This is a genomic window from Bacillus mesophilus (assembly GCF_011008845.1).
Classification (GTDB): domain Bacteria; phylum Bacillota; class Bacilli; order Bacillales; family SA4; genus Bacillus_BS; species Bacillus_BS mesophilus.
This window is the reverse complement of record NZ_JAAIWM010000002.1, coordinates 141,841-168,124: the sequence shown is the minus strand read 5'-3', so window position 1 is coordinate 168,124 and position 26,284 is coordinate 141,841. Positions and strand designations below refer to the sequence as shown.

At 37.7% G+C, this 26,284-nt stretch carries 29 protein-coding genes and 1 riboswitch; of the genes, 28 read left to right on the top strand and 1 reads right to left on the bottom strand.

The window, feature by feature from the left end:
• Position 1 precedes the first annotated feature (1 nt).
• Complete coding sequence (locus G4D63_RS06105) at positions 2-811, bottom strand: DUF2935 domain-containing protein (RefSeq protein WP_163178764.1); 810 nt, start codon at positions 809-811, stop codon at positions 2-4.
• 122 nt (positions 812-933) lie between these two features.
• On the opposite strand from G4D63_RS06105, the gene G4D63_RS06100 reads away from it, so the two are divergent.
• The 28 genes from G4D63_RS06100 (at position 934) to G4D63_RS05965 (ending at position 26,098) form a co-directional block, all read left to right on the top strand.
• Complete coding sequence (locus G4D63_RS06100; protein WP_163178763.1) at positions 934-1,827, top strand: superoxide dismutase; 894 nt, start codon at positions 934-936, stop codon at positions 1,825-1,827.
• A gap of 140 nt (positions 1,828-1,967) precedes the next feature.
• A complete protein-coding gene (locus G4D63_RS06095) occupies positions 1,968-3,125 on the top strand; it encodes a D-alanyl-D-alanine carboxypeptidase family protein (RefSeq protein WP_163178762.1) in 1,158 nt (385 codons plus the stop codon).
• A complete protein-coding gene (locus G4D63_RS06090) occupies positions 3,118-3,717 on the top strand; it encodes a nucleoside recognition domain-containing protein (RefSeq protein ID WP_163178761.1) in 600 nt (199 codons plus the stop codon). Before G4D63_RS06095 ends, G4D63_RS06090 begins: the two co-directional genes overlap by 8 nt.
• The gene (locus G4D63_RS06085) at positions 3,714-4,244 is read left to right on the top strand and encodes a spore maturation protein (RefSeq protein ID WP_163178760.1); all 531 of its coding nucleotides are present in this window, start codon (positions 3,714-3,716) and stop codon (positions 4,242-4,244) included. Before G4D63_RS06090 ends, G4D63_RS06085 begins: the two co-directional genes overlap by 4 nt.
• A gap of 439 nt (positions 4,245-4,683) precedes the next feature.
• Positions 4,684-5,415, top strand: coding sequence for a pseudouridine synthase (locus G4D63_RS06080; RefSeq protein ID WP_163178759.1), 732 nt, complete (start codon positions 4,684-4,686; stop codon positions 5,413-5,415).
• Positions 5,416-5,620: 205 nt separating this feature from the next.
• A complete protein-coding gene (resA, locus tag G4D63_RS06075; RefSeq protein WP_163178758.1) occupies positions 5,621-6,142 on the top strand; it encodes a thiol-disulfide oxidoreductase ResA in 522 nt (173 codons plus the stop codon).
• Positions 6,143-6,162: 20 nt separating this feature from the next.
• Positions 6,163-7,788, top strand: coding sequence for a cytochrome c biogenesis protein ResB (gene resB, locus G4D63_RS06070; protein ID WP_163178757.1), 1,626 nt, complete (start codon positions 6,163-6,165; stop codon positions 7,786-7,788).
• Between the two features lie 16 nt (positions 7,789-7,804).
• Positions 7,805-8,992 carry a c-type cytochrome biogenesis protein CcsB gene (gene ccsB / locus G4D63_RS06065; RefSeq protein ID WP_163178756.1) on the top strand — a complete coding sequence of 396 codons (1,188 nt, stop codon included), beginning with the start codon at positions 7,805-7,807 and terminating at the stop codon, positions 8,990-8,992.
• 345 nt (positions 8,993-9,337) lie between these two features.
• A complete protein-coding gene (locus G4D63_RS06060) occupies positions 9,338-10,054 on the top strand; it encodes a response regulator transcription factor (RefSeq protein ID WP_163178755.1) in 717 nt (238 codons plus the stop codon).
• Positions 10,051-11,832: an ATP-binding protein gene (locus tag G4D63_RS06055; protein ID WP_163178754.1), complete on the top strand. Its 1,782-nt coding sequence runs from the start codon at positions 10,051-10,053 to the stop codon at positions 11,830-11,832. The genes G4D63_RS06060 and G4D63_RS06055 overlap by 4 nt, the downstream gene beginning before the upstream one ends.
• Positions 11,833-11,970: 138 nt before the next feature.
• Positions 11,971-12,184, top strand: a riboswitch (cobalamin riboswitch).
• A gap of 161 nt (positions 12,185-12,345) precedes the next feature.
• Positions 12,346-13,323, top strand: coding sequence for an ABC transporter substrate-binding protein (locus G4D63_RS06050; RefSeq protein ID WP_163179448.1), 978 nt, complete (start codon positions 12,346-12,348; stop codon positions 13,321-13,323).
• Complete coding sequence (locus G4D63_RS06045; RefSeq protein WP_163178753.1) at positions 13,286-14,344, top strand: FecCD family ABC transporter permease; 1,059 nt, start codon at positions 13,286-13,288, stop codon at positions 14,342-14,344. The genes G4D63_RS06050 and G4D63_RS06045 overlap by 38 nt, the downstream gene beginning before the upstream one ends.
• A gap of 4 nt (positions 14,345-14,348) precedes the next feature.
• A complete protein-coding gene (locus tag G4D63_RS06040) occupies positions 14,349-15,824 on the top strand; it encodes an adenosylcobinamide amidohydrolase (RefSeq protein WP_163178752.1) in 1,476 nt (491 codons plus the stop codon).
• Entirely contained in the window at positions 15,821-16,789 is a 969-nt protein-coding gene (gene cbiB, locus G4D63_RS06035; RefSeq protein ID WP_163178751.1) for an adenosylcobinamide-phosphate synthase CbiB, read from the top strand. Before G4D63_RS06040 ends, cbiB begins: the two co-directional genes overlap by 4 nt.
• A complete protein-coding gene (gene cobD, locus G4D63_RS06030) occupies positions 16,752-17,846 on the top strand; it encodes a threonine-phosphate decarboxylase CobD (protein WP_163178750.1) in 1,095 nt (364 codons plus the stop codon). The genes cbiB and cobD overlap by 38 nt, the downstream gene beginning before the upstream one ends.
• On the top strand, positions 17,840-18,364 hold the full coding sequence (locus G4D63_RS06025; RefSeq protein WP_163178749.1) for a bifunctional adenosylcobinamide kinase/adenosylcobinamide-phosphate guanylyltransferase: 525 nt from the start codon (positions 17,840-17,842) through the stop codon (positions 18,362-18,364). The genes cobD and G4D63_RS06025 overlap by 7 nt, the downstream gene beginning before the upstream one ends.
• Before the next feature lie 39 nt (positions 18,365-18,403).
• On the top strand, positions 18,404-19,186 hold the full coding sequence (locus G4D63_RS06020) for an adenosylcobinamide-GDP ribazoletransferase (protein WP_163178748.1): 783 nt from the start codon (positions 18,404-18,406) through the stop codon (positions 19,184-19,186).
• The gene (locus G4D63_RS06015) at positions 19,144-19,782 is read left to right on the top strand and encodes a histidine phosphatase family protein (RefSeq protein ID WP_163178747.1); all 639 of its coding nucleotides are present in this window, start codon (positions 19,144-19,146) and stop codon (positions 19,780-19,782) included. Before G4D63_RS06020 ends, G4D63_RS06015 begins: the two co-directional genes overlap by 43 nt.
• Positions 19,725-20,171 (top strand): bifunctional adenosylcobinamide kinase/adenosylcobinamide-phosphate guanylyltransferase, encoded by a 447-nt coding sequence (locus G4D63_RS21830; RefSeq protein ID WP_163178746.1) that lies wholly within the window; start codon positions 19,725-19,727, stop codon positions 20,169-20,171. Before G4D63_RS06015 ends, G4D63_RS21830 begins: the two co-directional genes overlap by 58 nt.
• Complete coding sequence (locus G4D63_RS06005) at positions 20,172-20,750, top strand: cob(I)yrinic acid a,c-diamide adenosyltransferase (RefSeq protein WP_163178745.1); 579 nt, start codon at positions 20,172-20,174, stop codon at positions 20,748-20,750. It begins immediately after the preceding gene.
• Positions 20,747-21,232 (top strand): ECF transporter S component, encoded by a 486-nt coding sequence (locus G4D63_RS06000; RefSeq protein ID WP_163178744.1) that lies wholly within the window; start codon positions 20,747-20,749, stop codon positions 21,230-21,232. The genes G4D63_RS06005 and G4D63_RS06000 overlap by 4 nt, the downstream gene beginning before the upstream one ends.
• The gene (locus tag G4D63_RS05995; protein WP_163178743.1) at positions 21,225-21,950 is read left to right on the top strand and encodes an ATPase; all 726 of its coding nucleotides are present in this window, start codon (positions 21,225-21,227) and stop codon (positions 21,948-21,950) included. Before G4D63_RS06000 ends, G4D63_RS05995 begins: the two co-directional genes overlap by 8 nt.
• Before the next feature lie 208 nt (positions 21,951-22,158).
• Positions 22,159-22,470, top strand: a complete 312-nt coding sequence (locus G4D63_RS05990; protein WP_204559049.1) for an Mpo1-like protein — start codon at positions 22,159-22,161, stop codon at positions 22,468-22,470.
• A 36-nt stretch (positions 22,471-22,506) separates the two neighbouring features.
• Entirely contained in the window at positions 22,507-22,884 is a 378-nt protein-coding gene (locus G4D63_RS05985) for a hypothetical protein (RefSeq protein WP_163178741.1), read from the top strand.
• Positions 22,885-23,045: 161 nt separating this feature from the next.
• The gene (locus G4D63_RS05980) at positions 23,046-23,432 is read left to right on the top strand and encodes a hypothetical protein (protein WP_163178740.1); all 387 of its coding nucleotides are present in this window, start codon (positions 23,046-23,048) and stop codon (positions 23,430-23,432) included.
• Positions 23,433-23,479: 47 nt separating this feature from the next.
• Positions 23,480-24,076, top strand: a complete 597-nt coding sequence (locus G4D63_RS05975) for a histidine phosphatase family protein (protein WP_163178739.1) — start codon at positions 23,480-23,482, stop codon at positions 24,074-24,076.
• Between the two features lie 299 nt (positions 24,077-24,375).
• On the top strand, positions 24,376-24,927 hold the full coding sequence (gene sigX, locus G4D63_RS05970) for an RNA polymerase sigma factor SigX (RefSeq protein WP_163178738.1): 552 nt from the start codon (positions 24,376-24,378) through the stop codon (positions 24,925-24,927).
• On the top strand, positions 24,902-26,098 hold the full coding sequence (locus G4D63_RS05965; protein WP_163178737.1) for a hypothetical protein: 1,197 nt from the start codon (positions 24,902-24,904) through the stop codon (positions 26,096-26,098). Before sigX ends, G4D63_RS05965 begins: the two co-directional genes overlap by 26 nt.
• Positions 26,099-26,284: the final 186 nt, after the last annotated feature.

The following is a 26,284-nucleotide window of genomic DNA, read 5'->3' as shown; positions in this document are numbered from 1 at the left end:
GTTAACTTTTTGTTCTTGGTTTGGTTGGATCACAATTAGGAGATTTCACGACCTCAGTTGACTCAGCAAGCTTCGTTAAGTAATAGCATTCTTCTCTAGCCATATGATCCGCCATAAGTGGCGTTAGAACACTTAATGTTTGCCCTGTTAATTCAAGCTCCTCGATTTCTCGTAAAAATGCTTTAAAAATTGTAAACTCTAAATCAATTTCATGGTGAAAACGAGCTAGTGCCGGGAAACTAGCTAGATTGGTACGTAAATATCCAGCCATTTCTACTGCTTTCAAGTAGAAATCTTCAAATTGCTTAGTAAACATCTCACTTTTTTGTTTGAGATCTTTTTCTACTCGATCTAGTTTTGCGTCAATTGCACCAGCATGCCCAGCTGCATCTAATAACCACAATAAATCATGATGTAAGGGATGTACAGGGTCGGGTATTTGCTGATTGGTTAAATAAGTTAGTACCCTTAGAAACTCTTCAAGTTCGTTAACCATGTGATTTAAAAATGAAGGTGGTAATGAAATGGATACCTCCTTCATTAATAGTTTTTCAAGGAGTAATAGCTTAAATTCCCTTAGCTCCTTCCCCGCGTTTTCTGCCAGTACTGATAGTTCACGTAACACAGCTTCAGAGTGAGCCTTTCTAGAATCAGCTAGCAACTGATCGAATAACTGGATAAAATCTTTAGCAGTCTCAATATGTCTTGTTTCTGAAGGGCTCAATGAATCACGAATAAACCTACCGTGATCTCCAAGAACCTGGAGCCAAAATTGCAGTTCAAAAGAAGCGGTTTCTTTATAAGTTTTCACCCATCCTCCTCCTTCCCCTTCATCTTATGTTCAGCAATTTATTTCCATGTATGTCCTAATGTCACTTTTATCCAGGAGAACCATATCATAGTGGGGAAGTATTGAGGGAGGGATAAAATAAAATGGAACAGCAAAAATACATGGTCTACTTCGAGGAAGTAGCCAAGTGGGCAATCGGAGTAAAACTATTATTAGAAGAACATAGCCTGACAGCAGAGCCGTTTTTAGAACTAGATCAAGAATTAACTTTTCTTCTATCGAAGGTTGATGAAGTAACTAACAACAATCCCATCACTGAAGAGGCTATAGAAGAAGTTAAAGAACTGGTAGCATCTTTATTTCAACAAGCACAACACTTATTTAATGGAGATCGAAACAAGACAACTCAAAGAGTCCCAATTGGAGAGCATACCTTGCCACCATTGCCATATTCATACGACGCATTAGAGCCATACATCTCTAAAGAAATCATGAAACTTCATCATGATACTCATCATAAAAGCTACGTAGAAGGATTAAATAAAGCAGAAAAAATGATGGAGAAAGCAAGGTTTACAAATAATTATGATTTACTTAAGCACTGGGAAAGAGAAGCTGCCTTTCACGGTTCTGGTCATTACTTGCATTCCATCTTCTGGTTTGTCATGAAACCCAACGGGGGTGGTACACCAGGTGGTAGCCTATTGGGACAAATAAAGAAGGACTTTGGTAGTTTTGAACAATTTAAAGAACACTTCACAGAAGCAGCTAAAAAAGTAGAAGGTGTAGGCTGGGCCTTACTGGTTTGGTCACCAAGATCACATAGACTTGAGATCCTCCAAACTGAAAAGCATCAATTAATGACACAGTGGGATACCATTCCACTTTTAGTGCTAGATGTGTGGGAGCATGCTTACTACCTTCAGTATCAAGCGGACCGTGCAGAGTACGTTTCAAACTGGTGGAATGTCGTCAATTGGGATGAAGTGGAGAATAGATTTGCACAAGCATCCAAATTAAAATGGAAGTCATTCTAAATAAATTAAGCTTGGTCCTTCATCGGAGTGATGAAGGACTTTTTAAATGCACTTGTGTATTCTAATAAAATTTTCATCATATCTGGACAGGTCCTGCATAAACTTGTACAAAAACAGGGAAAAAAGCGGGGGGATTGCAGATGAGGTTACGGACATCGCTCATATACATATTACTTTTGTCTTTTTTTATTTCACTATTTCCAACAAATAAGGCGTTAGCGGCACCTAGTGTCAGTGCTCATAGTGCTATCGTGATTGAGCAGGAATCCGGAAGAGTCTTTTTTGGGAAGCAGGAGCATGAGGTAAGAAGGATTGCTAGTATTACGAAGATTATGACGGCTATTCTAGCTATTGAATCAGGCAAGATGGATGAAAAAGTTAAGGTGAGTAAGAATGCTGAGGGGACAGAAGGATCTTCCTTATACTTAGTGGCAGGTGAAAAGATTAAGTTAGAAGATCTAGTTTATGGACTTATGTTAAGGTCTGGTAATGATTCAGCAGTAGCCATTGCTGAACATGTTGGAGGAAGTTTAGATGGCTTTGTGTATATGATGAACCAAAAGGCAGAAGAAATTGGGATGAAAAACAGTGTGTTTGCAAACCCACATGGTTTGGACGATCATGAAGAGCATTATTCTACTGCCTATGACATGGCCTTGTTAACACGGTATGCGATGCAAAACGAGAAGTACCGTGAGATATCTGGGACCAAAGTATATCGTTCTCCACATCCAGAAGAGAAGTGGGACCGTATATGGAAAAATAAAAATAAATTACTAACCGGGTTATATTCTAATTCAACTGGAGGAAAAACAGGTTACACCAAGCGAGCTAAACGTACCTTGGTCTCTACCGCTTCCAAAGATGGAATGAACTTAATAGCTGTAACCTTAAATGCTTCTGGTGATTGGAACGACCATATAGCCATGTTTGAATTCGGCTTCGATCATTTTAATTTAGTCAAAGTCCTAAAACAAGGAACGTTATCAAAGCTGGATAATCCCTTTTATGAAAGTAAGGTTTATTATAGTCACGACTTTGTTTATCCTGTGACAGGTGATGAAAAAGACTCAATTCGTGTTGAAGTTAAACTTTTAAAACCGGATGAATCGAAGTGGAAGACACCAGAGGATATACCTGTTCCAGTTGGTAAAACGCTTGTATATCTAGGAGAAGATATCATTGGTGAGGAAGCTGTATTCTTTGAAACAGAAGACATGCCGGCTCCTAAAAAGTCATTGTTGGATTTATTTAAGAGCCTATTTTTCTCCTTTTTAGGTGTAGATTTACATGGTTAATATTATTTGGATGCTATTAACCGTTGTAGGAATTGTATTTGCCATGTTTAATGGAACGATGGAGCAGGTAAATGAAGCGGTTTTCACAGGTGCCAAAGAAGCAGTTACGATTTGTATAGGCTTTATAAGTATTCTAGTATTCTGGCTAGGGCTGATGAAAATCGCTCAGAATGCTGGATTACTAGAATCACTTGCCAAGCTTTTTCAACCGATTGTACGTCGCTTGTTTCCGGAAGTTCCAATTAAGCATCCAGCGATGGGATATATACTTTCAAATATGATTGCTAACATGTTTGGTTTAGGTAACGCAGCAACACCAATGGGAATTAAAGCCATGGAACAATTGCGAGAGCTTAATGGAGGTAGTGATAAGGCAAGTCGCTCCATGATTACGTTTTTAGCTATTAATACATCAAGCTTAACGTTGATCCCTACAACGGTTATAGCTATACGTATGCAGTATGACTCTGCCAACCCAACTGAAATTGTAGGAACAACTCTAGTAGCTACCTTTCTATCAACCATTGGAGCTGTGTTAATTGATCGATTCTTTTATTATCGACGAGTAAGGAAGGAGGGGAATCGTAAATGAGTATTATATCAACGGTTTCTCTATGGCTCATTCCTTTAATCATAGGTTTTATTTTGTTGTATGGTACATTTAAGAAGGTACCTACCTATGAAAGCTTTGTAGAAGGTGGAAAAGATGGTTTAAACATAGCATTTTCGATTATCCCTTATTTAGTTGGGATGTTAGTAGCGATCTCTATTTTTCGTGCTTCAGGTGCGATGGAATACTTTACAGGCTTAATGAAACCATTTTTTACGATGATTGGCATTCCGGTTGAAATTGTTCCGTTAGCGTTAATTCGTCCGATCTCAGGGACAGCAGCACTTGGATTAACTAGTGATATTATCAGCACCTACGGACCAGATTCGTTTCTCGGTAGACTAGCCTCTACCTTACAAGGAAGTACGGATACCACATTCTATGTGCTAACGGTATACTTCGGAGCAGTGGGAATCAAGAAAATGGGAGATGCCCTTAAAATAGGATTGTTAGCAGACCTAGTAGGAATCATCGCCGCTCTAGTTGTTGTTACACTTGTTTTTGGTTAATCATTATAACGATATTTTTAAACACCTCAGATGGGGTGTTTTTTTTTGTATTAAACTAACTAAAAATATATAAATTTCTTAGTAATTGGCTATGAATAACTACATAGCTATATTCTGCTTCGTGTCTCATCTTACCAATAAGCTAGTTTTAAAGGGTGGTTAGTTTTGAATAACTTTTTAATAATATGGAGTTGATTGGAGCGTAAGGCACTTGACTCCTGCGGGAAATAGAGGGAAGCGTGAGACCCCGCAGGCAAAGCCGAGGAGGCTCACGTCCCTCCCCGCGGAAAGCAAGTGCCTGCAGAGGAAATCAACGGGCCAAGTATTATTGCGAATTAGGTTAAAAAAGTATCAAAGATTACAAAAACAACCTTTAAAAAAATCATGCTTCTTGTTTATTCGACAAGGAAAAGATAATATGTAGAATGAGGTGAATACAATGGAACGTTTACAAAAGGTGATCGCTCAAGCGGGTGTGTCATCAAGAAGAAAAGCTGAAGAATTAATTGCACAAGGTAGAGTAACGGTTAATGGAAAAGTTATAAAAGAATTAGGGACAAAGGTGTCTTCTAATGACAAGGTAGAAGTAAATGGGATTCCTCTAGAGAGAGAACAACCTGTTTATTACTTATTATATAAACCAACTGGAGTCATCTCTAGTGTATCTGATGATAAAGGGAGAAAGGTAGTAACCGATTTCTTCCCACTTCTTAAAGAACGAATCTATCCTATCGGAAGGTTAGATTATGATACATCTGGAGTACTTTTACTTACAAATGATGGTGATTTTGCAAACACACTCATGCACCCTAAGCATGAAGTGGATAAGGTCTATATTGCTAAAGTAAAGGGCATGCCTACTAGAGAACAGCTAAGGCTACTTGCTACTGGGGTTAAATTAGAGGACGGGATCACTGCTCCAGCTAAGACGAAACTTATTTCATCTGATAAAAAGAAAAATACATCCATCATCCAGATTATCATTCATGAAGGTCGAAATAGACAGGTTAGAAGGATGTTTGATGCAATTGGCTGTCCGGTTATTAAATTAAAAAGGGAGCAGTATGGGTTTATTACACTTCATGGTTTAACTCCTGGAGAGTCTAGGGAGCTTTCACCACATGAAGTGAAACAATTGAGAGCACAATCACAGGCAAAAACTAGAAAATAGTACCGTTGGCAATGATATTTGTCACATAAGATTCATATTCTAGATTCGGTTATTTATAGACAGAATGCTATAATTAAGTCGATTGTACAATATAAAAGAAATTTACTTTTTTTCTTAGCTGAATTCAGGTTTATTTATGAAAATTCTTTTATTTACATATAAGCTTGAACTAGCCAAATTTCTAAGAGGAAAAGGGAGAGTATGTATGAAGAAAAAACGACTTCTGCTTAGAACCATTATTTTACTTGTACTTGCAAGCGCATTAGGATATACCTTATATGCAAACTTTTTCACTAGTAAGGAAAAGGTGAAGGTTGGAAGCACTGCTCCTAATTTTCTGCTTAAGGACCTTGAGGGAAATGAGTATGAACTCGAGAGCTATAGAGGAAAAGGTGTCTTCTTAAACTTCTGGGGAACATATTGTAAGCCTTGTGAAAGAGAAATGCCATATATGGAAAATCAGTACAAGCAATTTAAAGACCAAGGTGTAGAAATTTTAGCTATAAATGTGGATGAAGCACCCATTGTTATTCAAAAGTTTGTTGATCGATATAATTTGACGTTTCCAGTTCCTGTAGATAAAGGCACTCAAGTGCTCAATGCTTACGGCGTTAAACCAATCCCAACAACATTCTTAATAGATAAAAATGGTAAGGTTGTTGACATCATATCAGGATCCATGACAGAAAAGATGGTTTATGAACATATGAATCGGATTAAACCGTAACTGACAAGTAGGTGAGGAGAATGGAGAACGTAAAATGTGAATGTGGTCACGTTAATCCGCAGGGGACTGTTTTATGCGAATCCTGCGGAAAGCCACAAGTAGACAAAGAACCAGAAAAATTATTAGATATGCGTTACGACGGTAGTGCTAGAAGGTCACAGACCTACAAAAAATCTATCGTTGATAAAATCTGGAATTTCTTTTCTTCTGTAAAAGTAGGAGTTTGGCTAATTGTTATTACACTAGCCGCATCTTCTTTAGGAACAATCTATCCTCAAGAAATGTATATTCCACCGAACGTAACACCCAGTGAATTTTACAAAGATCAGTATGGCTGGACAGGCCAGCTTTATTATTCACTCGGATTTAATGATCTATATGGCTCATGGTGGTATTTAATTCTGATTGCTTCAATTGGGATTTCATTAGTTATTTGTTCTATAGATCGTGTGGTTCCTTTGTATCGTGCACTTCAAAACCAAGGTGTCATCAGACATGCTGGTTTCTTAAAGCGTCAACGCATCTTTGGAAAAACAGAATTTCAATCTCAGCAAGCTGAAGCATTCCAAAAAGTTGAAGAAAATCTCAAAAAACGCAAGTACAATGTGAGGAAGGAAGAAGGGAGTTTACTAGCGGAGAAAAATCGTTTTTCTCGTTGGGGCCCATACGTGAATCATGTTGGATTGATTATTTTTTTAATCGGTGCTATGTTGCGTTTTGTTCCACAGATGTATATTGATGAGGTATTGTGGATCAGAGAAGGTGAAACAGAAGTTATTCCTGGTACAGAAGGTAAATTCTACTTGGAGAGCGAATCCTTTAAGGTAGAATTTTATGATAAGGAAGAGGATCCCGAGGTATTTAATGCTACTCTTGAACGAGTTGGTTCGGTTGTAAAGAACTATCAAACAGATGTAGTTTTATATGAACGTAAGGGTGAAATTCTCCACGGTGCTGAACCAGAACTAGAAGTCATTAAAGAACATGCTATCCAGGTAAATGAGCCATTAAAGCATGAAGGATATGCACTTTATCAAGTTGACTATAGACTAAATGAATTTAACTCCATGTCTTTTAATCTAGTAGATAAAGGGACAGAAGAGGAGTTTGGGACATTAAAGGTAGATCTTTTAGACCCAGCTACTCATTATGATTTAGGAAACGGTTATAGCGTAGAGTTAATTAGTTATTTCGCAGATTTTTATTTTGATGATGATGGAAACCCTGCTTCTAAATCCAAAGTACCTAATAATCCAGCTTTTGTTTTTAATATGATTACTCCTACTAAACCTGAAGGCGAAGTTAGTTTTGTCGCTATACAGGAGAACATTGAGCCGTTAGGTGAAAATCAATATAAAATGCAGTTTGCAGGAATCGAAGTTAAAAATGTTTCGGGTCTTACCGTTCGTAAAGACTATACACTTTGGATTCTTGGTATAGGTGGAGCTATTTTTATGATTGGTGTCATTCAAGGTATGTATTGGAATCATCGTCGTATCTGGGTTCATCAACAAGATAATGAAATTTGGATTGCTGCACATACAAACAAAAATTGGTTTGGTATTAAAAAGGAATTAGAGATTGTATTAGATGGAACAGATGTCACTGTCCCAGCGGATCAATCGGAAGAGCAGACAACTGCTTAAGAAAGGAGGATATTAAATGGTTGAATTAAGTAGTAATTTACTATACACCGCATTTGTGCTGTATCTAGTTGCGACCTTCTTTTTTGGAGGGGCAATTCGTGATAAGCAAAGTGAAGTGAAAATTAATAAATGGAGCAAAATAGGAATCTTTGTCACGATTATTGGATTTATTGCTCAATTTGGTTACTTTATTTTACGCTGGATTGCTGCAGGACATGCTCCTGTAAGTAACCTGTTTGAATTTACAACCTTCTTTGGAATGATGCTTGTTTTAGCATTTATCGTGATATTTTTCATGTATAAGAGTAGTGCACTTGGATTATTTACCTTACCAGTCGCTATATTAATTATTGCTTATGCGAGTATGTTTCCTCGTGATGTAGCACCACTTATACCGGCACTTCAAAGTGATTGGCTTCATATCCACGTTATTACAGCAGCATTAGGTGAAGCAGTATTAGCGGTGAGTTTTGCATCGGGACTTATTTATTTAATTCGTGTTGTGGATCAAAATGTTAAAAGTAAGAAGACTTTTTGGTTAGAAATCATTATGTATAGTATTCTAAGTGTAGTAGGATTTATTGCAGCTACTGTAGGATTCTCATTATCAAACTACGAAGCTACCTACACTTGGATGGACCCTAATATTAATCAAGAGGTTGAATTAGTTTATACACTTCCACCGATTGTTGGTCCAGTTGCAAGTGCGGATGTCAGTTCTGATGCGATGCAACCGATCTTTCAATCTCCTAGCTGGATGAAGGGTGAAGGTGCACCTAAGAAATTAAATACGCTGATTTGGTCATTAGGAGTTGGTCTTCTATTATACTGGGGACTAAGACTAATACTAAGAAAACGAATTGCAGCTTCAATTAAGCCGCTTCTCAAAAATGTAAATCCGCAAATTGCTGATGAAATTACGTATCGTTCGGTAGCGATTGGGTTTCCAATCTTTACTTTAGGCGCACTTATATTTGCAATGATATGGGCGCAAATTGCCTGGACAAGATTTTGGGGCTGGGACCCTAAAGAAGTATGGGCTTTAATTACTTTCTTATTTTATGCAGCATTTCTTCACCTGCGCTTATCTCAAGGATGGCATGGAGAAAAATCTGCGTGGTTAGCTGTGTTAGGATTTGTCATCATCATGTTTAACTTAATAGTTGTAAACCTCGTTATCGCAGGCTTACATTCGTATGCATAATAAAGTACAATCAACTTATGTACAAGTATAGAACTTAAAAGCCTTCACCATCATCGTGAAGGCTTTTTTTACAAAATTCTTCTTTCAAGTTTGCTTTGTATAATAATCCAGAGTTGTTTGGAGCAAAAATCAACGGGCAAAATATAAATATGGGTCCTTATTGTAAAAGGATGTTTGCTTATATTGTTGAATTACCAAGCTTTTATAAATGTAGCGGAATGGAACGACACGATATGTAAGTCTAACACTAGTTAAAGCATAAAGCATATAAGTAGAGCTTTTTACAATGTTGATATTATTCCGTAGAATGTTAAGTAGGATAAAACCATAGTTGAGGTGAAATATATGGATCAAGTGTTAAATATTCTGGTTGTCGATGATGAGGAAAGAATTAGAAGACTGTTAAAAATGTACCTAGAAAGAGAAGGCTATCAAACAGAAGAAGCAGAAGATGGTAATGAAGCGTTAGAAAAAGCCATGAGTAAAGATTACGATCTCATTCTTTTGGATGTTATGATGCCTGGAAAAGATGGTATTGAGGTTTGTAAAGAGCTAAGAGAATTTAAAGCAACTCCTATTATTATGCTTACCGCTAAGGGAGAAGAAGTAAACCGTGTCCAAGGCTTTGAAGTTGGGACAGATGACTATATTGTTAAGCCGTTTAGTCCAAGAGAAGTTGTACTTCGAGTAAAGGCTCTTCTAAGAAGGTCATCACAAACATCTTACCTACATACAGAAACAACAACTAAGGACGTATTAGTTTTTCCTCACTTAACGATTGATAATGATGCACATCGAGTTACTGCTGATGGTAGAGAAGTAGGACTTACGCCTAAAGAATATGAACTTCTCTATTTTCTTGCTAAATCACCGGATAAAGTTTATGACAGAGAACAACTTCTTAAAGAAGTTTGGCATTATGAATTTTTCGGTGATTTACGTACAGTTGATACTCATGTTAAACGGTTAAGAGAAAAGCTGAACAAAGTATCAGAAAAAGCAGCCAAGATGATTATTACCGTTTGGGGAGTCGGCTATAAATTTGAGGTTGTCGAGGAATGAAGCTTTGGAGAAGTGTAGTAGGGAAGTTATGGATGACGATCCTGTTTTTAGTGTCATTCGTTTTATCCATCCTTACCTTTATGCTATTAGGATTTTTTGAACAATATTATGTGGATAGAGCAGAAGAAGATCTAACGCAGGTAGCAAGTAAAATTGCAAGAGTCATGGAGGAACATGAAGATCAAAGTCTAGCTCGTTCCATATCATGGGAAATAGTAGATCCTCTAACAAAAGTCATTATTGCTCAGGATGATGATCATTACTGGTATTCACCCTCTAAAGGTGAAGTAATTGATATTCCTCTTTCTTTTCTCAAAAATGATAAAGAACTTTCTAAAGTAATCTCTAACCAAGAAACAGTTATTAAGAAAACAGAATACTCTTCAATTATGGAGGGTGGAGATGAATTTAAAGAAATTATCATTGTTGGCGTACCGTTTACTTCACAGGTGGGGGAAGAAAGTGCGGTGTTTCTGTATCAAACACTAGATGCTGTCGAACAAACGACAGATCAAACAACAAGGCTTATTTTTCTTGCAGCAGGAATAGCCTTTATGCTAACTACCTTCTTTGCTTTTTTCTTGTCGTCTCGAATCACGTCTCCTTTGATCAAAATGAGAGAAGCAGCTTTTGAGATTGCAGAGGGTAAGTTTGAAACGCGCCTTCCCGTGGTAACGCATGATGAAATTGGTGAGCTTGGCACTGCATTTAATAAAATGGGCAAGCAATTAAAATTAAATATTGATGCGTTGAGGCAGGAAAAAGAGCAACTATCGAGCATTTTAAGTAGTATGGTCGATGGAGTAATCACCTTAAATCGAAATGGCGTTATGCAGTTATCGAATCCCCCTGCGGAACGCTTCTTACAAGCGTGGTATTATGAACAAGGCATGGAAGAAAACTTAGAAAAGGCTGTTCCCATCGAGATGAGAGAGCTTTTTGGCCGTGTTGTTTCATTTGAAGGTGAACAATTAATTGAGATGGATTTCCAAGGACGAAATTGGGTAGTCGTCATGAGTCCATTATATAATGGTGAACAAATTCGTGGGGCAGTAGCTGTCATTCGTGACATGACAGAGGAACGAAGATTAGACAAGCTACGCAAAGACTTCATTGCAAATGTCTCACATGAACTAAGAACGCCAATTTCCATGCTTCAGGGATATAGTGAAGCCATAATAGATGATATCGCAGAAACTGAACAAGAAAAGAAGGAAATTGCAGAGGTTATTTATGAGGAATCATTAAGGATGGGGCGCTTGGTTAATGAACTACTTGATATTGCTCGAATGGAGGCTGGACATATTCAGCTTCAAGAAGAACCGGTCAATGTTCATGAATTTATCGAGAGAGTGGTTAGGAAATTCCATGGGCTTTCGAAGGAAAAATCAATAAAGCTATCCTACTATTGTGAAAACTGTGAAGAGCACATGATTTCCTTCGATCCTGATCGAATGGAACAGGTATTCACTAATTTAATTGACAATGCAATTAGACATACAGATTCAGGTGGAACAGTAGTCGTTAAAGCGAATATAATTGAAAATGGATTTAAAGTAGATGTTCAGGATTCAGGCTCAGGTATTCCAAATGAAGATCTTCCGTTTGTATTTGAACGCTTTTATAAAGCCGATAAAGCAAGGACGAGAAGAAAAGGTGGAACAGGCCTTGGACTGGCAATTGTAAAAAATATCATAGATGCGCATCAAGGGCAAATTTCCGTTCATAGCAAAATAAACGAAGGAACGACATTTTCTTTCTTTTTACCACGAAAATAGCCGATTTTTAACAAGTCTTGACGAACATTCTTGTTCCATAAGAAACATTTCGTGTTTTGTGAAACTGCGTAATTTGTTGAAAATGCTTGTCTGATTATAAATCATCGTGTAAGATGAGTATGGAATTAATACTTAATTAAATACTTTTTAATTTATGGTGTTCAGTGGTGATCCACTGACTTAAAAGGGAATCTTGTGAAAATCTAGAACTGTCCCCGCAACTGTAAGTGCAGACGAAATGAAAGTAGCCACTGTATAAATGTGATAACCAATATGGTTGTTGTTTATATGGGAAGGTTTCAAAGTAGGGTGAAGCACGAGTCAGTAGACCTGCCTTAAATAAAAGTTCATGAATCTTCGGGGGTTGAGAAGCAGGACGGTCAACCACGAATTTCTCTAATTTGATCGTTTTTGCTTGCCCTATTGAGGGCAAGCTTTTTTCTTTGGGGTAATAAGCCTTGGCTTTTACATAAAATAAAATTTATAGAATTAAAGGAGTCAATCTTAATGAAAATGAAACAATATCTATTAACGTTCTTGCTTGCCCTTTTCACAGTGTTTACACTGGCAGCATGTGGTGGAGCAGATGAAGTTCAAGAGCCAGCAGAAACACAAACAGAAACTGAAGGTACAGAAGAAACAACAGGTGAGAGCTTTCCTATAACGATTACAGATGGAGTAGAGAACGAAGTCACGATTGAAGCAAAACCAGAAAAGATTGTTTCTTTAATACCAAGCAATACTGAGATTGTATATGCTCTTGATATGGGTGATGCATTAGTCGGCGTATCTGATTTTGATAATTACCCTGAAGAAGTTGCGACTAAAGAAAAAATTGGTGGAATGGAATTCAATGTAGAAAAGGTCATATCACTTCAACCTGATTTAGTTTTAGCTCACGGATCAAGTGCTTTTAGTTCTGAGAGTGGACTAGAGCAATTAAGAAATGCCGGAATTACAGTTGTAGTGGTACCAGATGCGACATCATTTGAAGCGACGTATGAGTCAATTCACCTAATTGGTAAATTAACAGGTACATCTGTCAAAGCGGAAGAAATTGTGGAAGACATGAAAACAAGATTAGCTGAGATAAAGGAAAAGGCTTCTGAAGTTACGGAACCAGCTACAGTGTGGGTTGAGGTTTCAGGACCTCCTGAAATTTACACAACTGGTAAAGGAACATTTATGCACGAAATGATTGAAGCAATTAATGCAAAGAATGCTGCTGGTGAACAAGAAGGCTGGGTTATGCTAACAGAGGAAGAAATTGTTGCATTAAATCCAGATGTGGTTGTAACAACTTACGGAAGCTTTGACCCGAATGCCAAAGCAAATGTGTTGGCGAGAGAAGCATGGACTGAGGTTCCTGCCATTCAGAATGAGCGTGTTTATGACATTCAATCTGATTTAGTATCACGTCCTGGTCCTCGTTTAATTGAAGGAGTAGAAGAACTTGCAAAAGCTGTATATCCTGAAGTCTTTACAGAATAATAGAATTGCTCCATATTTCATTAGCGGTGGAATTTGTTTCATCGCTATCTTTTTAGGGATATCGATAGGTACAATATCGATTCCCTTTTCTACTATATTTAGCATTTTTCTTCAAGAATTATTTGGTGTTGGGTTATCCACTCAAATAGAACCGATGCTAGTAAACATCGTCATGTCTATTCGTTTTCCTCGTGTTATATTAGCATTTTTAGTCGGTGCATCACTAGCCCTTGCTGGTGCAGCCTTTCAAGGACTTCTTCGGAACCCCTTAGCAGACCCTTACACCCTTGGTGTGTCCTCGGGAGCATCAGTGGGAGCAGTAGTGGTATTGTTTTTCTCTATTCAAATACCTATTTTAGGTATGTATACTCTTCCTTTATTTAGTATTGGCGCAGCATTTATAACGTTAATTCTTGTCCTATCATTTGCAAAAATGGTAGAAAAGCGAATGACGGTCGAAACGATTATTTTAACTGGAATTATATTTAGTTCATTCTTAGGATCCCTTATTTCCTTAATGATTGCCCTAACAGGCGATGAACTTAGACAAATTATTTCGTGGTTACTTGGAAGTGTGTCTATGAGAGGGTGGGAATATATAAATCTAATGCTTCCTTTCTTTATTGTCGGAGTCATTCTTCTTCTAACTCAAAGCAGAGAATTAAACGTTTTATCATTCGGAGAAGAATCAGCCCAACAATTAGGTGTGAACGTACAGCTTAGAAAATTTATTATCCTATGTAGCGCTTCTTTGTTAACAGGTGCATCTGTTGCCGTATCTGGTACAATAGGCTTTGTGGGACTTGTGATTCCGCACTTGACAAGGTTATTATGGGGAGCCAATCATACTAGATTACTACCTTTATCTATGCTTCACGGTGGGGCATTCCTTGTATTAGCTGATTTAACAGCACGTACGATTATAATTCCAAGGGAACTTCCAATTGGTGTCATTACCGCTCTGATCGGAGCACCAGTTTTTGCTATCATTTTATATTACCGAAAAAAAGCAAGGATGTGATTCAATGATAAACGTTGATCAACTCACCTTTTCTTATACAAACGAACAAACCCTTAAACCACTTACCTTTTCTGTAAACAAGGGTGAGGTTTTTGGTATTTTAGGTCCCAATGGTAGTGGGAAAACTACACTTTTGAAGCTCCTAGCTAAAACCATTAGTCCAAATAGTGGTTCAATTTCTATAAATAATAGAGAAATTGCCGACTTCTCAAATAAGGAGTTTGCTCAATCAGTAGCAGTCCTTCCTCAAATTACAGACACCGCCTTTTCATACTCGGTTAAAGAAACCATTAAGATGGGGAGGTATGCTCACCAAAGTGGTTTATTCTCAACCTGGTCTACTAAAGATGAAGAGATTGTACAGGAAGTCTTGAAAGAAACATCCTTGGAACATCTGCAGCATAAAGGGATTCAACAATTAAGTGGAGGAGAACAACAAAGAGTGTTTCTAGCACGAGCTTTGGCTCAACAGCCTGAGCTTTTATTATTGGATGAACCAACGAATCATTTAGACGTTTCACACCAAATTAGTTTGTTTGATGGGTTGATGAGGTTGAGAAGAGAAGGGCAGCTAACAGTGTTAGCCATTTTTCATGATTTAAATCTAGCCAGTCTTTATTGCGATACTGTGCTACTTCTTCATGAAGGTCGAATGGTAGCAATGGGGACTCCAAAGAAAATCATGCAATCTTCTATCTTAGAAGAAGTATATCAAACTGCTATTATTAGGCATGATCATCCTGAACTTGCAAAGCCAATGATCGGACTACTTCCAGCAAAAGAAAAAGATATTAGTGAATCCATTATTAAGGATTTAACCATTCAACACACTCCCGGGCATATTGTCGTTCAATCCGATCATGACTTTAAAACTCTTTCGTCTGCCTTGATTGGTGATGGCTTTGGATGGTCCAATTCGTTTGTTAATCGACAAGTGGATCAACAATATATGTGTTCAGATGCCAAGGCTGAAATGCACGAATATTTACGGAGTAACGGAATTGACTCATGCAATACAGTCGCAATGATGACAGCTGTACAATTAGAAGATGTGGTGATCAAACAAGAGGAAAACAATGATGGTGTTTTTTTTGTTATGGTAACAGCAGGAACAGGTAATGCGATAGACGCATCAAAAGCAGATCAACACGAAATCCCGCTTTTACAGCCTGGTACCATAAATATCTTTATTTTAATAGAAGCAAAATTAACAGAAGCCGCGTTTGTTCAAATCCTTACTACAGCTACAGAGGCAAAGACGAAATCCCTTGCTACTTTAAACATAATGGATCATACAACCAATACAATCGCGACAGGAACATCAACTGATAGCATTTGTATCGCCTCAACTCAAACTAAATGTGAATATGAGTATGGTGGGCCGTTAACACCGATTGGTAGACGTATAGGTAGGTTGGTAGCAGATGCTACCAAAGAGGCAATTCTTCAATATAAAGATAGAAAAGAGCTTGAACGATGATTGGTCATATGATGGCAATTATTCTAGCATTAATTTTAGATAAGTTAATTGGAGACCCCAAGTGGTTACCTCATCCTGTCAAGGGAATGGGTTGGCTAATAAGTAAATTAGAACAACGTATGAATAACGGGAGCAATAGGATTCTGAAGGGAACAATTGCAGCCTTTATTGTCGTTCTAATTCCATTCCTATTATCTCTGATGATTGTTGTGTTTCTTTATGAAGTGCACCTTATAGCAGGAATAATAGCTGAAGCGGTCTTACTATTTACAACGATTGCCCCAAAGAGCTTAGCAGTGGCTGCAATGGACGTATATCAACCATTAAAGAATGGACAAATGGTCAAAGCTCGAGAAAAGCTTGGTTGGATTGTTGGCAGAGACACAGAGAATCTTAATGAAGAAGAAATTGTTCGTGGTGTTGTAGAAACAGTAGCCGAAAATACGAGTGATGGAGTAACAGCTCCGATTTTTTACGCTATAATTGGCGGAGCACCTCTCGCAATGGCTTACAGGGCTATTAATACATTAGATTCTATGGTAGGTCATAAAAACAATCGGTATTTATTATTTGGCAGAGCATCCGCCAAATGGGATGACTGGGTAAACTTACTACCAAGTCGGTTAACTGGTATTTGTATGCTACTTAGTAATTTGCATATCTCTTCTATATCAATCGATAAGGTGTTCCCAATTCTTTTCAGAGATGCCAAAAAGCACCCTAGTCCTAATAGCGGATGGGGGGAAGCTGCGATGGCTGTATTATTAGGTGTTCAGCTTGGCGGGGCAAATTATTATCAGGGTAACCTTTCCATTCGTCCTAAAATAGGACTTCGTTTAAGAATATTACATAAAGAGCATATCCTTCAGTCTATCTATATCATGCGTAGGACGGTGCTCTTATTTACACTATTAACTTTATTAGGAGGTGTTTTCTATTACTACATTTCCCAAGCATGGAGCTAATCCCATTTATTTATATGAAAAGCTTCATACACCCTTACATGAAGAAATCGTTGATTTTAGTGTGAATGTTAATCCATTTGAAGCACCCTATGATCTATCAACCATAATTCCGCACTTTGAGAAATGGCTATCAGATTACCCAGATCCAGAGCTTACCTCTGTGAAAAATGCGATAAGTCTTTATGATCAAATAGATCCTGGATATTTATTTATAGGCAATGGCGCATCTCAATGTATTTTCCTTCTAGCTCAGTTATTTCAAAATCGAACAATCGGAATCGTACAACCAACCTTTGTTGAGTATAAGGAAGCTTGTGAGATTTATGGATGTACAGTGAAGGAACTCAAGACGACAGAGAAAACGGATTGGCAATTTAATCTTGAAGAGATTCGTGACTTTATGGAAGGTATTGATGTGTTATTCCTATGTAATCCTAATAATCCGACAGGAACGGTAATCAACCAAGACAGGATGAAGGAAGTCATTGAAATTGGAAGAGAGACAAATACATATCTAGTCATTGACGAAGCGTTTTATGATTTTAGCACGATAAACTGCTCGGTTGTGACAGAAGTTGAAAAACAGGATCATTTGATTGTACTTCGGTCATTAACGAAAATGTATAAGCTTGCAGGAATTAGAATTGGCTATATAGTAGCAGCACCTTCGATTATAAATAAGGTGGCAGCCTATTCACCTCCTTGGAGTGTAAATACATTAGCAGCAGAGCTCGCAAAGCATGTCCTTTCGTTAACTAATTATCCTCATGATATTAAATCTAGGATTAGAGTAGAAAGAGAACGAGTAGTAAATGAATTAAAAAAGCTGGGATATTATGTATCACCATCGTCAGTAAATTTCTATCTTTTGTCAGATTCTTTTTCTGAATATAAAATGAAGAACTTAATGAAGTATTTAGTCGCAAATGGGGTCGTACCTAGACACACCTATAATTTTATTGGGCTGGACGGCAAATTTTTACGTCTGGCAGTAAAAGATCAACGCTCTAATGATGTCTTACTAACTCATTTAAAAGGATGGAAACAGCGATGTTAGTCTTTGTTTCAGGTGGTGCGAGAAGTGGAAAAAGTACATTCGCAGAACAACTTGTTGCAAATGTCGCTGCACCAGGCAATCTGCATTATATTGCCACAAGTGAAGTAACAGATGCTGAAATGAAAAGCCGTATTTTTCATCATCAGGAAAGACGCACTGGTGATTGGACAACATGGGAGCAACCTACAAATATGATCGAGCTTGCTCCTAAGTTTTCAACCGATGATTGCATTTTATTAGATTGCTTAACGATCTTAACAGCCAATGAGTTATTTCATGGAGGAGTTATCCAATCTGCAAACAAAGTTTATGAGAAAATGATTCATTCGATCAAGCAGTTTCATACTGTAAAAATGTTTGTTATTGTTTCAAATGACCTATTTTCAGATAAACTTCCTGATGATGAGGGATCACTTCTTTATATGAAGCTCCTTGGCTCACTGCATCAAGAGATTGTAAGAACCGCAGATTATGCCTATCAAGTAAACTATGGCATTCCAAAGAAGATGAAAGGGTGAACAACGTGGATAGATTTGGCCAACTAAAGGGGACATTTTATGCTTAGTGGCTTCTTACTTTGCATTCAGTTTTTTACGGTTATTCCTTATAAGAAGGAGATACCTTGGGAGAGAAAAGCAATCCAGTGGTGCCTTGTTTTCTTTCCGATCGTTGGTCTATTTATAGGGTTAATAGGTTTTCTTCAGTATTGGTTACTCATCACCTACACCCCATTTCCAGTCGTATTCATCTCTTTATGGATCCTCTTTTATTTTATTGCGATAACAGGTGGGTTGCATATAGACGGTTGGATGGATTGTAGTGATGCCTTTTTCTCTTATCGAGACAAAGAAAAACGATTACAAATCATGGATGACCCTCGCGTTGGTTCATTTGCCGTTCTATCAGTGATTTTCCTACTAGCCTTTCGTTTTCTGTTTTTATATGAAATATTGAACACGTCATTTATTTTAACTGCAGCTGGAATGCTAGTTATACCAGTTTTAACAAGGGGAATGGTAGTCTACTCATTAGTGAATGGAAAGCTATCTAAACATACGGGTCTCGCTGCTGCCTTTCAAAAGGAAGTCAAATATAAGACGGTCATGTGGAGTAGCCTTGTCGTGATCCTGTTGCTTAGCATGATCACTATATCTCTACCAATTTCCTTCTATTCTGTCACATTAGTATGTGCTGCCCTACTCTTTCACACGGTATTTTATAGCTTTTGTTTAAAGCAGTTCGGTGGTATTAATGGTGATACGCTAGGTGCATTATTGGAAGGAGGCGAAAACTTCTTATGGTTCATACTTTGGCTATTACTCTACTTCGTCATGGTATAACAGAAGATAATAGGAAAAATCGATTCATCGGTTGGAGTGACGTTCCGCTATCAGAAGAAGGTGAGCAGTTACTCGTTCACAATTGTTATCCTAAGCCTGACTATATTCTTTGTAGTGATCTGCTGAGATGTAGACAGACCTTATCTAACATATATGGACATCATCCTAATGTGCCTGTTGAGTATTCCGATAAATGGAGAGAACTTTCATTTGGTCAATGGGAGAGAAAATCACACGAGGAGCTACTCGGAAATGAAGCCTACGAACACTGGCTTCAAGAGTGGGAAACAGCTCCTATCCCAGATGGAGAAAGCTTTACAACTTTTAGTGATCGACTACTGTTAGCTTGGAATGATGCTAGGGAGCTACTTGTCTCATCTACAATAAGCGAACTAGTCATCATTACACATGGAGGACCTATTAGGAAGCTCTTAACAGAGGTTGCTCCTACCTACAAACCCTTCTGGGAATGGCAGGTTGACTATGGAAGTGGTTATCGCTTCGAAACAACCATAGACCGATTAAGGAGGAATGAACGGTGTATTTCGTTACAGGCGGTGCCTTTCAAGGAAAACGAAGCTGGGTGCGACAGTTAATAGGCTATCAGGAGGAGAATTCTAATTCTCATGTTTGGATTAATGGATATGTACAGAGTCTGCCATCTGTTCATGAGATTCCACACAAGACAAACACGATTATTATTGAAGGCATGGAAAAGCTGATTCATAACGAACTTCAAGAGGAAAAGAAACGTGACCACTGGAAGCGAAAGCTACAACCATTTGTTGATTGGGAAAAGCAAAATGCTCAAAGAAATTTAATTATTATAGGGTGCGAAATCGGGCTAGGGGTTGTACCGATGAATAAACAAGACCGATTACATCGTGATATAGTAGGATGGGTATATCAGGATCTTGCCAAGCAGTCTGAGAATGTAGTAAGACTTTGGTGTGGACTACCAGAAAAAATTAAAGGAGGAGCATAAATGAAGATATATACAAGAACCGGTGACAAAGGACAAACCAGTATAATTGGTGGGAGAGTAGAAAAGGATGATATTCGTGTTCATGCTTATGGGACGATTGATGAAGTGAATTCCTTTGTTGGCCAAGCCATGTTAGAGCTTGATCCTCAAATTTTTTCAGATGTATTAGCAGAACTCGAGAAAATTCAACATGAATTGTTTGATTGTGGAGGAGATTTGTCCACTGTTGAGGGAAAGCGCCCATATCAAGTAACTGAAGAAATGATTGATTTTCTTGAAGCTAGAATTGATGCATACATAGAAGAAGCTCCAGATTTAGAAAGATTTATCCTTCCTGGTGGTACTAGGGCTTCAGCCATTATCCATATTGCTAGAACAGTTACTAGAAGAGCAGAACGCCATATCGTTAGCTTAGCAAGGGTAGAGAGTATCAATAATATCGCTCTGAAATATGTTAATCGTCTTTCGGATTATTTCTTTGCACTTGCACGCGTCATCAATGCTCGTCAAGGTGTTAAGGACGTAGAGTATGAAAGAAGTGCAATAGTTTTTAGAGATGGCAAGAGGAAGGAAAAATGAGTTCTCTCAAAAAGCAAACGTTCATTATTTTGTTTTTTGGTTTATCCGCAATCGGTGCAGCAATTAAAATTCCTTTAGGGATCTCTAGTATTGCCCTGGATAGTGCACCTGCATTACTTGCAACAATTCTGTTAGGTCCTATATATGGAGCCATTATTGGTGCAGGAGGACACTTCATTTCTGCTTATTTAGGAGGACTTCCTTTAGGGGCATTCCACCTACTCATTGCGTTAGAAATGGGGGTCATTATTTATTTAACAGGCGTTCTTTGTAAAAAAGGAACCCCCATTATTGGGTTGTGCTTTTTTATCATTTGCTCAACAGTAGTGGCTCCACTTCCGTTCTATTTTATTCTAACTTCAGCGTTTTATTGGACTATTTTATTTCCGTTATTCGTTGGATCAACCCTAAATAGTATCATCGTTGCTGCCATCTATAAACCATTACAGGGCTACCTAAACAGGACTGGATTTTATGCGTGATGTATTGTATTACAGGGATGAGAATTCCTCAACTGAATTAATAATAACAACTGACAATTCAGGTGGAGTAGGCTTAAAAGAGCAGGATCTAGTAAGAGTTCCTAATGATGTCGTGGGATATTATGCAGCTAGAGTCGCACTAATGGAACACTTGAGTGTAGGTGGTTCTCCACAAATGGTGATAGTTCAAAATTTTACAGGTGATCATGCTTGGAATGAATACAAATCTGGCATAAACAAGGCTATGAACGAGCTTGGTCTAGATTCTGTACCTATGATAGGAAGTAGCGAGACAAATTTTACACTCCTTCAATCAGCGATGAGTGTAACCGTCATTGGAAAGTCAGTGGTGAAGCGGGACCATACACCTGTACATGCTGAGTTTGCTGTCATTGGTACTCCTTTAATTGGACAGGATGTGGTCAACATGGAAGATAAAGTGCTCCCTCTTACGCTATTCAACTACCTGCTTTCCCAAAAAGGAATTTATGAAATAGTACCAATTGGCTCAAAAGGGATTCAAGCGGAATGGGACATGCTTTGTAACCGGAATAAGCTACCATGGTTAGGAATTCGGGCAGATGATTCAATCTCGTTGAAACAATCAGCGGGTCCATCTACTTGTGTCCTGATTAGTTTTGACCCAGCTAAGTTAGCATACATTAAAAAGGCAACAGGCTCTTATTTTCATCTTTTAAGTATAAGCGCGGATGAATGAACAGTATCTATAAAGCGATTCCAGTTTTGTGAACTGGTCGCTTTTTTTAATTTACTCAGTGAAGAAAAGGAAGAAATTAAAACAGTTTTAATGAGTAGAGGGATAAAATGGGTTTTTATGTTAAAGTTTATAGAGGAACTGCTAAATTTATAACATCCTAGATTTCAACTAGGAATTTACTAATACTTAATTAAAGGGGTTAATTTTGATGTTTGATAGATGGAGAAGGGATTTGATTCAATATCAAAAGGTTCATCAAAATAAGTATAATCAATGGCTTCATTATTTTGCTTTTTTGTTTGCGTTCGTTGCCTGGATCTTTTTACTCATAAATATATATGTGACGATTGTATTCGCGCTTTTACACTATGTTCTTTCCTGGATTGGTCATTTTCACTTCGAAAAGAATAAACCAGCTTCATTCAAGTACCCTTGGCTTGGATTTTATGCAGGATTTAGTTGGTTCTTTATCCGTAGTTTTGAAATCCTCTTAAGGAAAAAGCTATTGCCTAAGGAATAGAGATTAGCAGATTGTAATTCGATGGGAGGACCTTCTGTGAAAAAAATTATACTAGCACTCATGTTGACCTTTATCCTGTTAATAGGATTAGTTGGATTACGATTCGGTAGTGCCTTGACTCAAGAAGAGAATCCAATTCCAATTTTAACAGCAATCATGAAACTAGAATTGACGGATAAAGGATATGAGAAAATACCAAATTCAATAGACGGTGTTAAATATGTGTCGAAGCCTAATAGGAATGATCCTTATGGTGTTGTTAAAGAATTCTTATTACAAGAAGGATGGAGCTTTAAAGAACAAATGGGCTCAGGACTTATTTTTGAAAAACATGATGAAACATTCGTGGTTGAAACAAGGCAGTACTCTAAACATTATTATTTATGGAATGTTCCTGAAGAGGCTCTTGATTAGTTAATCTCTAAGGGGGAGAAGAGATGAAGAAAAAAGGTTATATAGTGGCAGTAGCATTTCTAGTGATAGGTTTAATTGGTTATCTAGATTGGTATGAAAGGAATACCTCATTTTCCTCACCAATATAAGCATTACAACAAGAAAAGAATCCACGTTTTAAGGTGTATGATACCTTTGAAACTAAAATAGTAGAAAACCAAAACTATGGATATACTTTTTCCTACTCTCAAGTCGGGGAAGGTGAACATTATATAATTTCTGAATTTAAAAAAGGTAAATATGGTTGGCGTTTTGTAAAGATGTACGGTGGAGGGGTTATTACAGCAGACAATGCGAATGGTGGCTTAATGGTGGGGGGACCAGACAATGGAACTTATCATGGTTTAGCCACTTCCGATGTGTATGAAGTAACGCTTGGACACCTTAAAGCAGAACTCATTTCACTAGAAGTTAAAGATATGAAGGTTTGGATGTTTATTAATCCTACAGCTGAAGACATGGAGAATGAACTAGTATTCATTGATGAAAATGGTAAGGTGTTAGAGTAATAGACAGGAGGGGCTATAATGAGCTCAAGTGATACGGAGGAGAAGGAATGACAACGATTTGTTTAGTTAGACATGGAGAAACAGATTGGAATGTGATTGGAAAACTGCAAGGAAGAACCGACATCCCGTTAAATGCAAGGGGGATTTCTCAGGCAGAAGAATGTAGAGACTATTTAAAAGCTTACGATTGGGATATAGTGGTGACGAGTCCATTAATGCGTGCTAGAAAGACTGCCGAGATTATTAATGAAGGAATACAAGCCTCATTTGTTGTTATGGAAGAATTTCAGGAGAAGTCCTTTGGAGAGGCTGAAGGGATGACCGCTGAGGAAAGGCAAGCCACCTTCCCAAACCATAATTACACTAGTCAAGAAGATACAACTGTGTTTCATCAACGATTAATCAAAGGACTTTCTAAAATTAATGAGTTATATCAAGATCAAAAGGTGTTACTGGTTGCACATGGAGCTGTCATTCATGCATTATTAAAACTTCTCTCTGATGGAAATCCCGAGATAGAAAGAACACCTCTTTTTAACGCATGTATTAGCAATCTTCACTTCAAAGAAGAGAAGTGGCAGATCAAGGATTATAATCAGGTTGCTCATCTATCTGAATATCACAACCCGTTAAATAAACTGTAATCTAAGGTTTATTATTAGACTAGCCAAAAAGATTGTAACTATAACAATTTTACTGAGTTAAATGGATTTGAAAGTAAGAGCTACTTTTTTGTAGCTCTATTTTTTATATAGGCACTGTAAATGCTACCAGTTTTAGCGAAATCGACCTCAAATACAGCCTTTTATTTTAATATATCGCAAAAATTCTTATAGATAGTCCATCTTCCTTGATGCTACAATAAAATTAATAAAAAATTTTCTAAAAAACTGTAACTTTCTTAAATAATATCCGACTATATGATTAACGGGGAGGGTAAGGCATGAACACCGTGTTTCAAGAGCTTTACGAGAAATACCATCAGGATTTGTTTCAGTTCCTGTTTTATATGGTAAGAAATCGGGAGCAGGCAGAGGATTTGGTACAAGAGGTTTATATTAAAGTGTTAAAAGCGTACGATCGTTTCGAGGGAAAGAGCAGTGAAAAAACATGGCTGTTTTCAATAGCTAGACATGTAGCCATTGACCATTTCCGAAAGCAAAAAGGCTGGAAGCAACGTCTTCTAGAAACCTTTGATTGGAGCACACAGCAGGTTCAAGATCACCAACCCTTACCTGAAGAAATAGCCTTGCAAAACGATGAAATTAAATTAATGTACAAATGCTTAGATCAAGTATCTGTAGATCAACGTGCTGTTATTATTTTAAGGTTTATGCAATCCTTATCAATAACGGAGACGGCAGAGGCTTTAGATTGGACAGAAAGTAAAGTTAAGACCACTCAGCATAGAGCCCTTAAAACCTTAAAGGGGATTATGGAGCAGTCAGTAGGAGAGGAGGGGAGCACAGTTGAAAAAGTCAGAGTGGAGCGATAAGCAACTAGAAGAGTTACTGGAACAATTACCTCAAGTGAAAGACCGCCAAACTCCAGATGAGTTGTACAGGAAAATAAACGCACGTATGCAGGATGAGCAGGTACGTCGAAAATCTCCAAAAGTCTGGGTATTACCTAGTATCGCAGCGGTTGCAGCTGTTCTCTTAATCATGGTGATGGGTCCCTCTTTCCTCAATGGTACTGGTGGAACACAAGATAGTGCAATTGAAGAAAGCGCAAGTGAAAGTGAAACGGCCGCTTTAGAAAACTCATCCCTGGCAGATGATGAGACTGGAATAGCAAGTACAGAAGAAAGTACGGAATTACGAATGGCTACTCAGGAGATTAATCATCTTGTCATACAGGATGCTGAAACGTATGTTACCCTTGGGATTCCTAGTATCGGGGCTAATACGATCATTCCAGTTACGTATATGTATGACGATCCAAACACTTCAAGCTTAGATTTAGTTAATCAACTATTTGACCAATTTCCTTATGAAGAATTTGGGTTAAGTGGATCATTGCTGTCAGAGGTTACTTTCGAGGAGATGGAAGGAAACAAGGTTTTAGTGACAGTTCCTACGGATTTTACTGTTAATGGCTCTGCGCAGAGCCAAGCCTTGTATGAGGGCATTCAGGAAACCTTAAGGTGGATGAACTATTCAGAGGCCATTTTAAAGAAAGAAGATGGGAGTCAGGTGGAATTAGATAATTATGGACCAATTGATCCTATTCCGCTTTCACCAACGATGAATCAAGGATACTTCTTGCATATTACTGAAACTGGTTCAACTTATATCGTACCGAGTTCACCGCAGAGCAGTGGATTGACTTCTATTGAAGAAGCTTTTAATGCTATGAAGACAAACGTAGATAATTTTGAACTACAACCTTCTATTCCAGCAGATCTTACAATTGAAACGTCAGAACTCGATGCTGATAGCTTATCAGTAACCTTTCCTGAAAATATGATTAATCAAGAAGATCTTTCACATGATTTAATGATTAAAGCCATACTCTTAACAGCTAAGGAATTTGGATACGCAGATGTTACATTTGTAAACACTCCTGAAATAATGGCTGGACTACAATTAGAGGTAAATGGTGAACCAAATCCTATACCAGTACCGAAAGCATTAAACCAAATATATTTTCCTATTTCTGAATAGAGGCCAATGGTCTCTATTTTTTTGGTCTATTTTAAAACTTGTCCTCATATTTTATAGCATTAATGGAAAACTTTACAGGGTGTGAGTATTTTTTCTGTACAAAAAAGGAAAAGTAACCACTTAGGAGAGCTAGTAAAATTCCAACCTAAAGAAATAGTGAAACCAAATTGCTGCTACTAGATCTCT

What these genes read in the sequence shown, in the direction of transcription:
- G4D63_RS06100 (WP_163178763.1), top strand. Translation starts at nt 934, where the DNA reads ATGGAACAGCAAAAATACATGGTCTACTTCGAGGAAGTAGCCAAGTGG.
- G4D63_RS06095 (WP_163178762.1), top strand. Translation starts at nt 1,968, where the DNA reads ATGAGGTTACGGACATCGCTCATATACATATTACTTTTGTCTTTTTTT.
- G4D63_RS06090 (WP_163178761.1), top strand. Translation starts at nt 3,118, where the DNA reads ATGGTTAATATTATTTGGATGCTATTAACCGTTGTAGGAATTGTATTT.
- G4D63_RS06085 (WP_163178760.1), top strand. Translation starts at nt 3,714, where the DNA reads ATGAGTATTATATCAACGGTTTCTCTATGGCTCATTCCTTTAATCATA.
- G4D63_RS06080 (WP_163178759.1), top strand. Translation starts at nt 4,684, where the DNA reads ATGGAACGTTTACAAAAGGTGATCGCTCAAGCGGGTGTGTCATCAAGA.
- resA (WP_163178758.1), top strand. Translation starts at nt 5,621, where the DNA reads ATGAAGAAAAAACGACTTCTGCTTAGAACCATTATTTTACTTGTACTT.
- resB (WP_163178757.1), top strand. Translation starts at nt 6,163, where the DNA reads ATGGAGAACGTAAAATGTGAATGTGGTCACGTTAATCCGCAGGGGACT.
- ccsB (WP_163178756.1), top strand. Translation starts at nt 7,805, where the DNA reads ATGGTTGAATTAAGTAGTAATTTACTATACACCGCATTTGTGCTGTAT.
- G4D63_RS06060 (WP_163178755.1), top strand. Translation starts at nt 9,338, where the DNA reads ATGGATCAAGTGTTAAATATTCTGGTTGTCGATGATGAGGAAAGAATT.
- G4D63_RS06055 (WP_163178754.1), top strand. Translation starts at nt 10,051, where the DNA reads ATGAAGCTTTGGAGAAGTGTAGTAGGGAAGTTATGGATGACGATCCTG.
- G4D63_RS06050 (WP_163179448.1), top strand. Translation starts at nt 12,346, where the DNA reads ATGAAACAATATCTATTAACGTTCTTGCTTGCCCTTTTCACAGTGTTT.
- G4D63_RS06040 (WP_163178752.1), top strand. Translation starts at nt 14,349, where the DNA reads ATGATAAACGTTGATCAACTCACCTTTTCTTATACAAACGAACAAACC.
- cbiB (WP_163178751.1), top strand. Translation starts at nt 15,821, where the DNA reads ATGATTGGTCATATGATGGCAATTATTCTAGCATTAATTTTAGATAAG.
- G4D63_RS06025 (WP_163178749.1), top strand. Translation starts at nt 17,840, where the DNA reads ATGTTAGTCTTTGTTTCAGGTGGTGCGAGAAGTGGAAAAAGTACATTC.
- G4D63_RS06020 (WP_163178748.1), top strand. Translation starts at nt 18,404, where the DNA reads ATGCTTAGTGGCTTCTTACTTTGCATTCAGTTTTTTACGGTTATTCCT.
- G4D63_RS06015 (WP_163178747.1), top strand. Translation starts at nt 19,144, where the DNA reads ATGGTTCATACTTTGGCTATTACTCTACTTCGTCATGGTATAACAGAA.
- G4D63_RS06005 (WP_163178745.1), top strand. Translation starts at nt 20,172, where the DNA reads ATGAAGATATATACAAGAACCGGTGACAAAGGACAAACCAGTATAATT.
- G4D63_RS06000 (WP_163178744.1), top strand. Translation starts at nt 20,747, where the DNA reads ATGAGTTCTCTCAAAAAGCAAACGTTCATTATTTTGTTTTTTGGTTTA.
- G4D63_RS05995 (WP_163178743.1), top strand. Translation starts at nt 21,225, where the DNA reads ATGCGTGATGTATTGTATTACAGGGATGAGAATTCCTCAACTGAATTA.
- G4D63_RS05990 (WP_204559049.1), top strand. Translation starts at nt 22,159, where the DNA reads ATGTTTGATAGATGGAGAAGGGATTTGATTCAATATCAAAAGGTTCAT.
- G4D63_RS05975 (WP_163178739.1), top strand. Translation starts at nt 23,480, where the DNA reads ATGACAACGATTTGTTTAGTTAGACATGGAGAAACAGATTGGAATGTG.
- sigX (WP_163178738.1), top strand. Translation starts at nt 24,376, where the DNA reads ATGAACACCGTGTTTCAAGAGCTTTACGAGAAATACCATCAGGATTTG.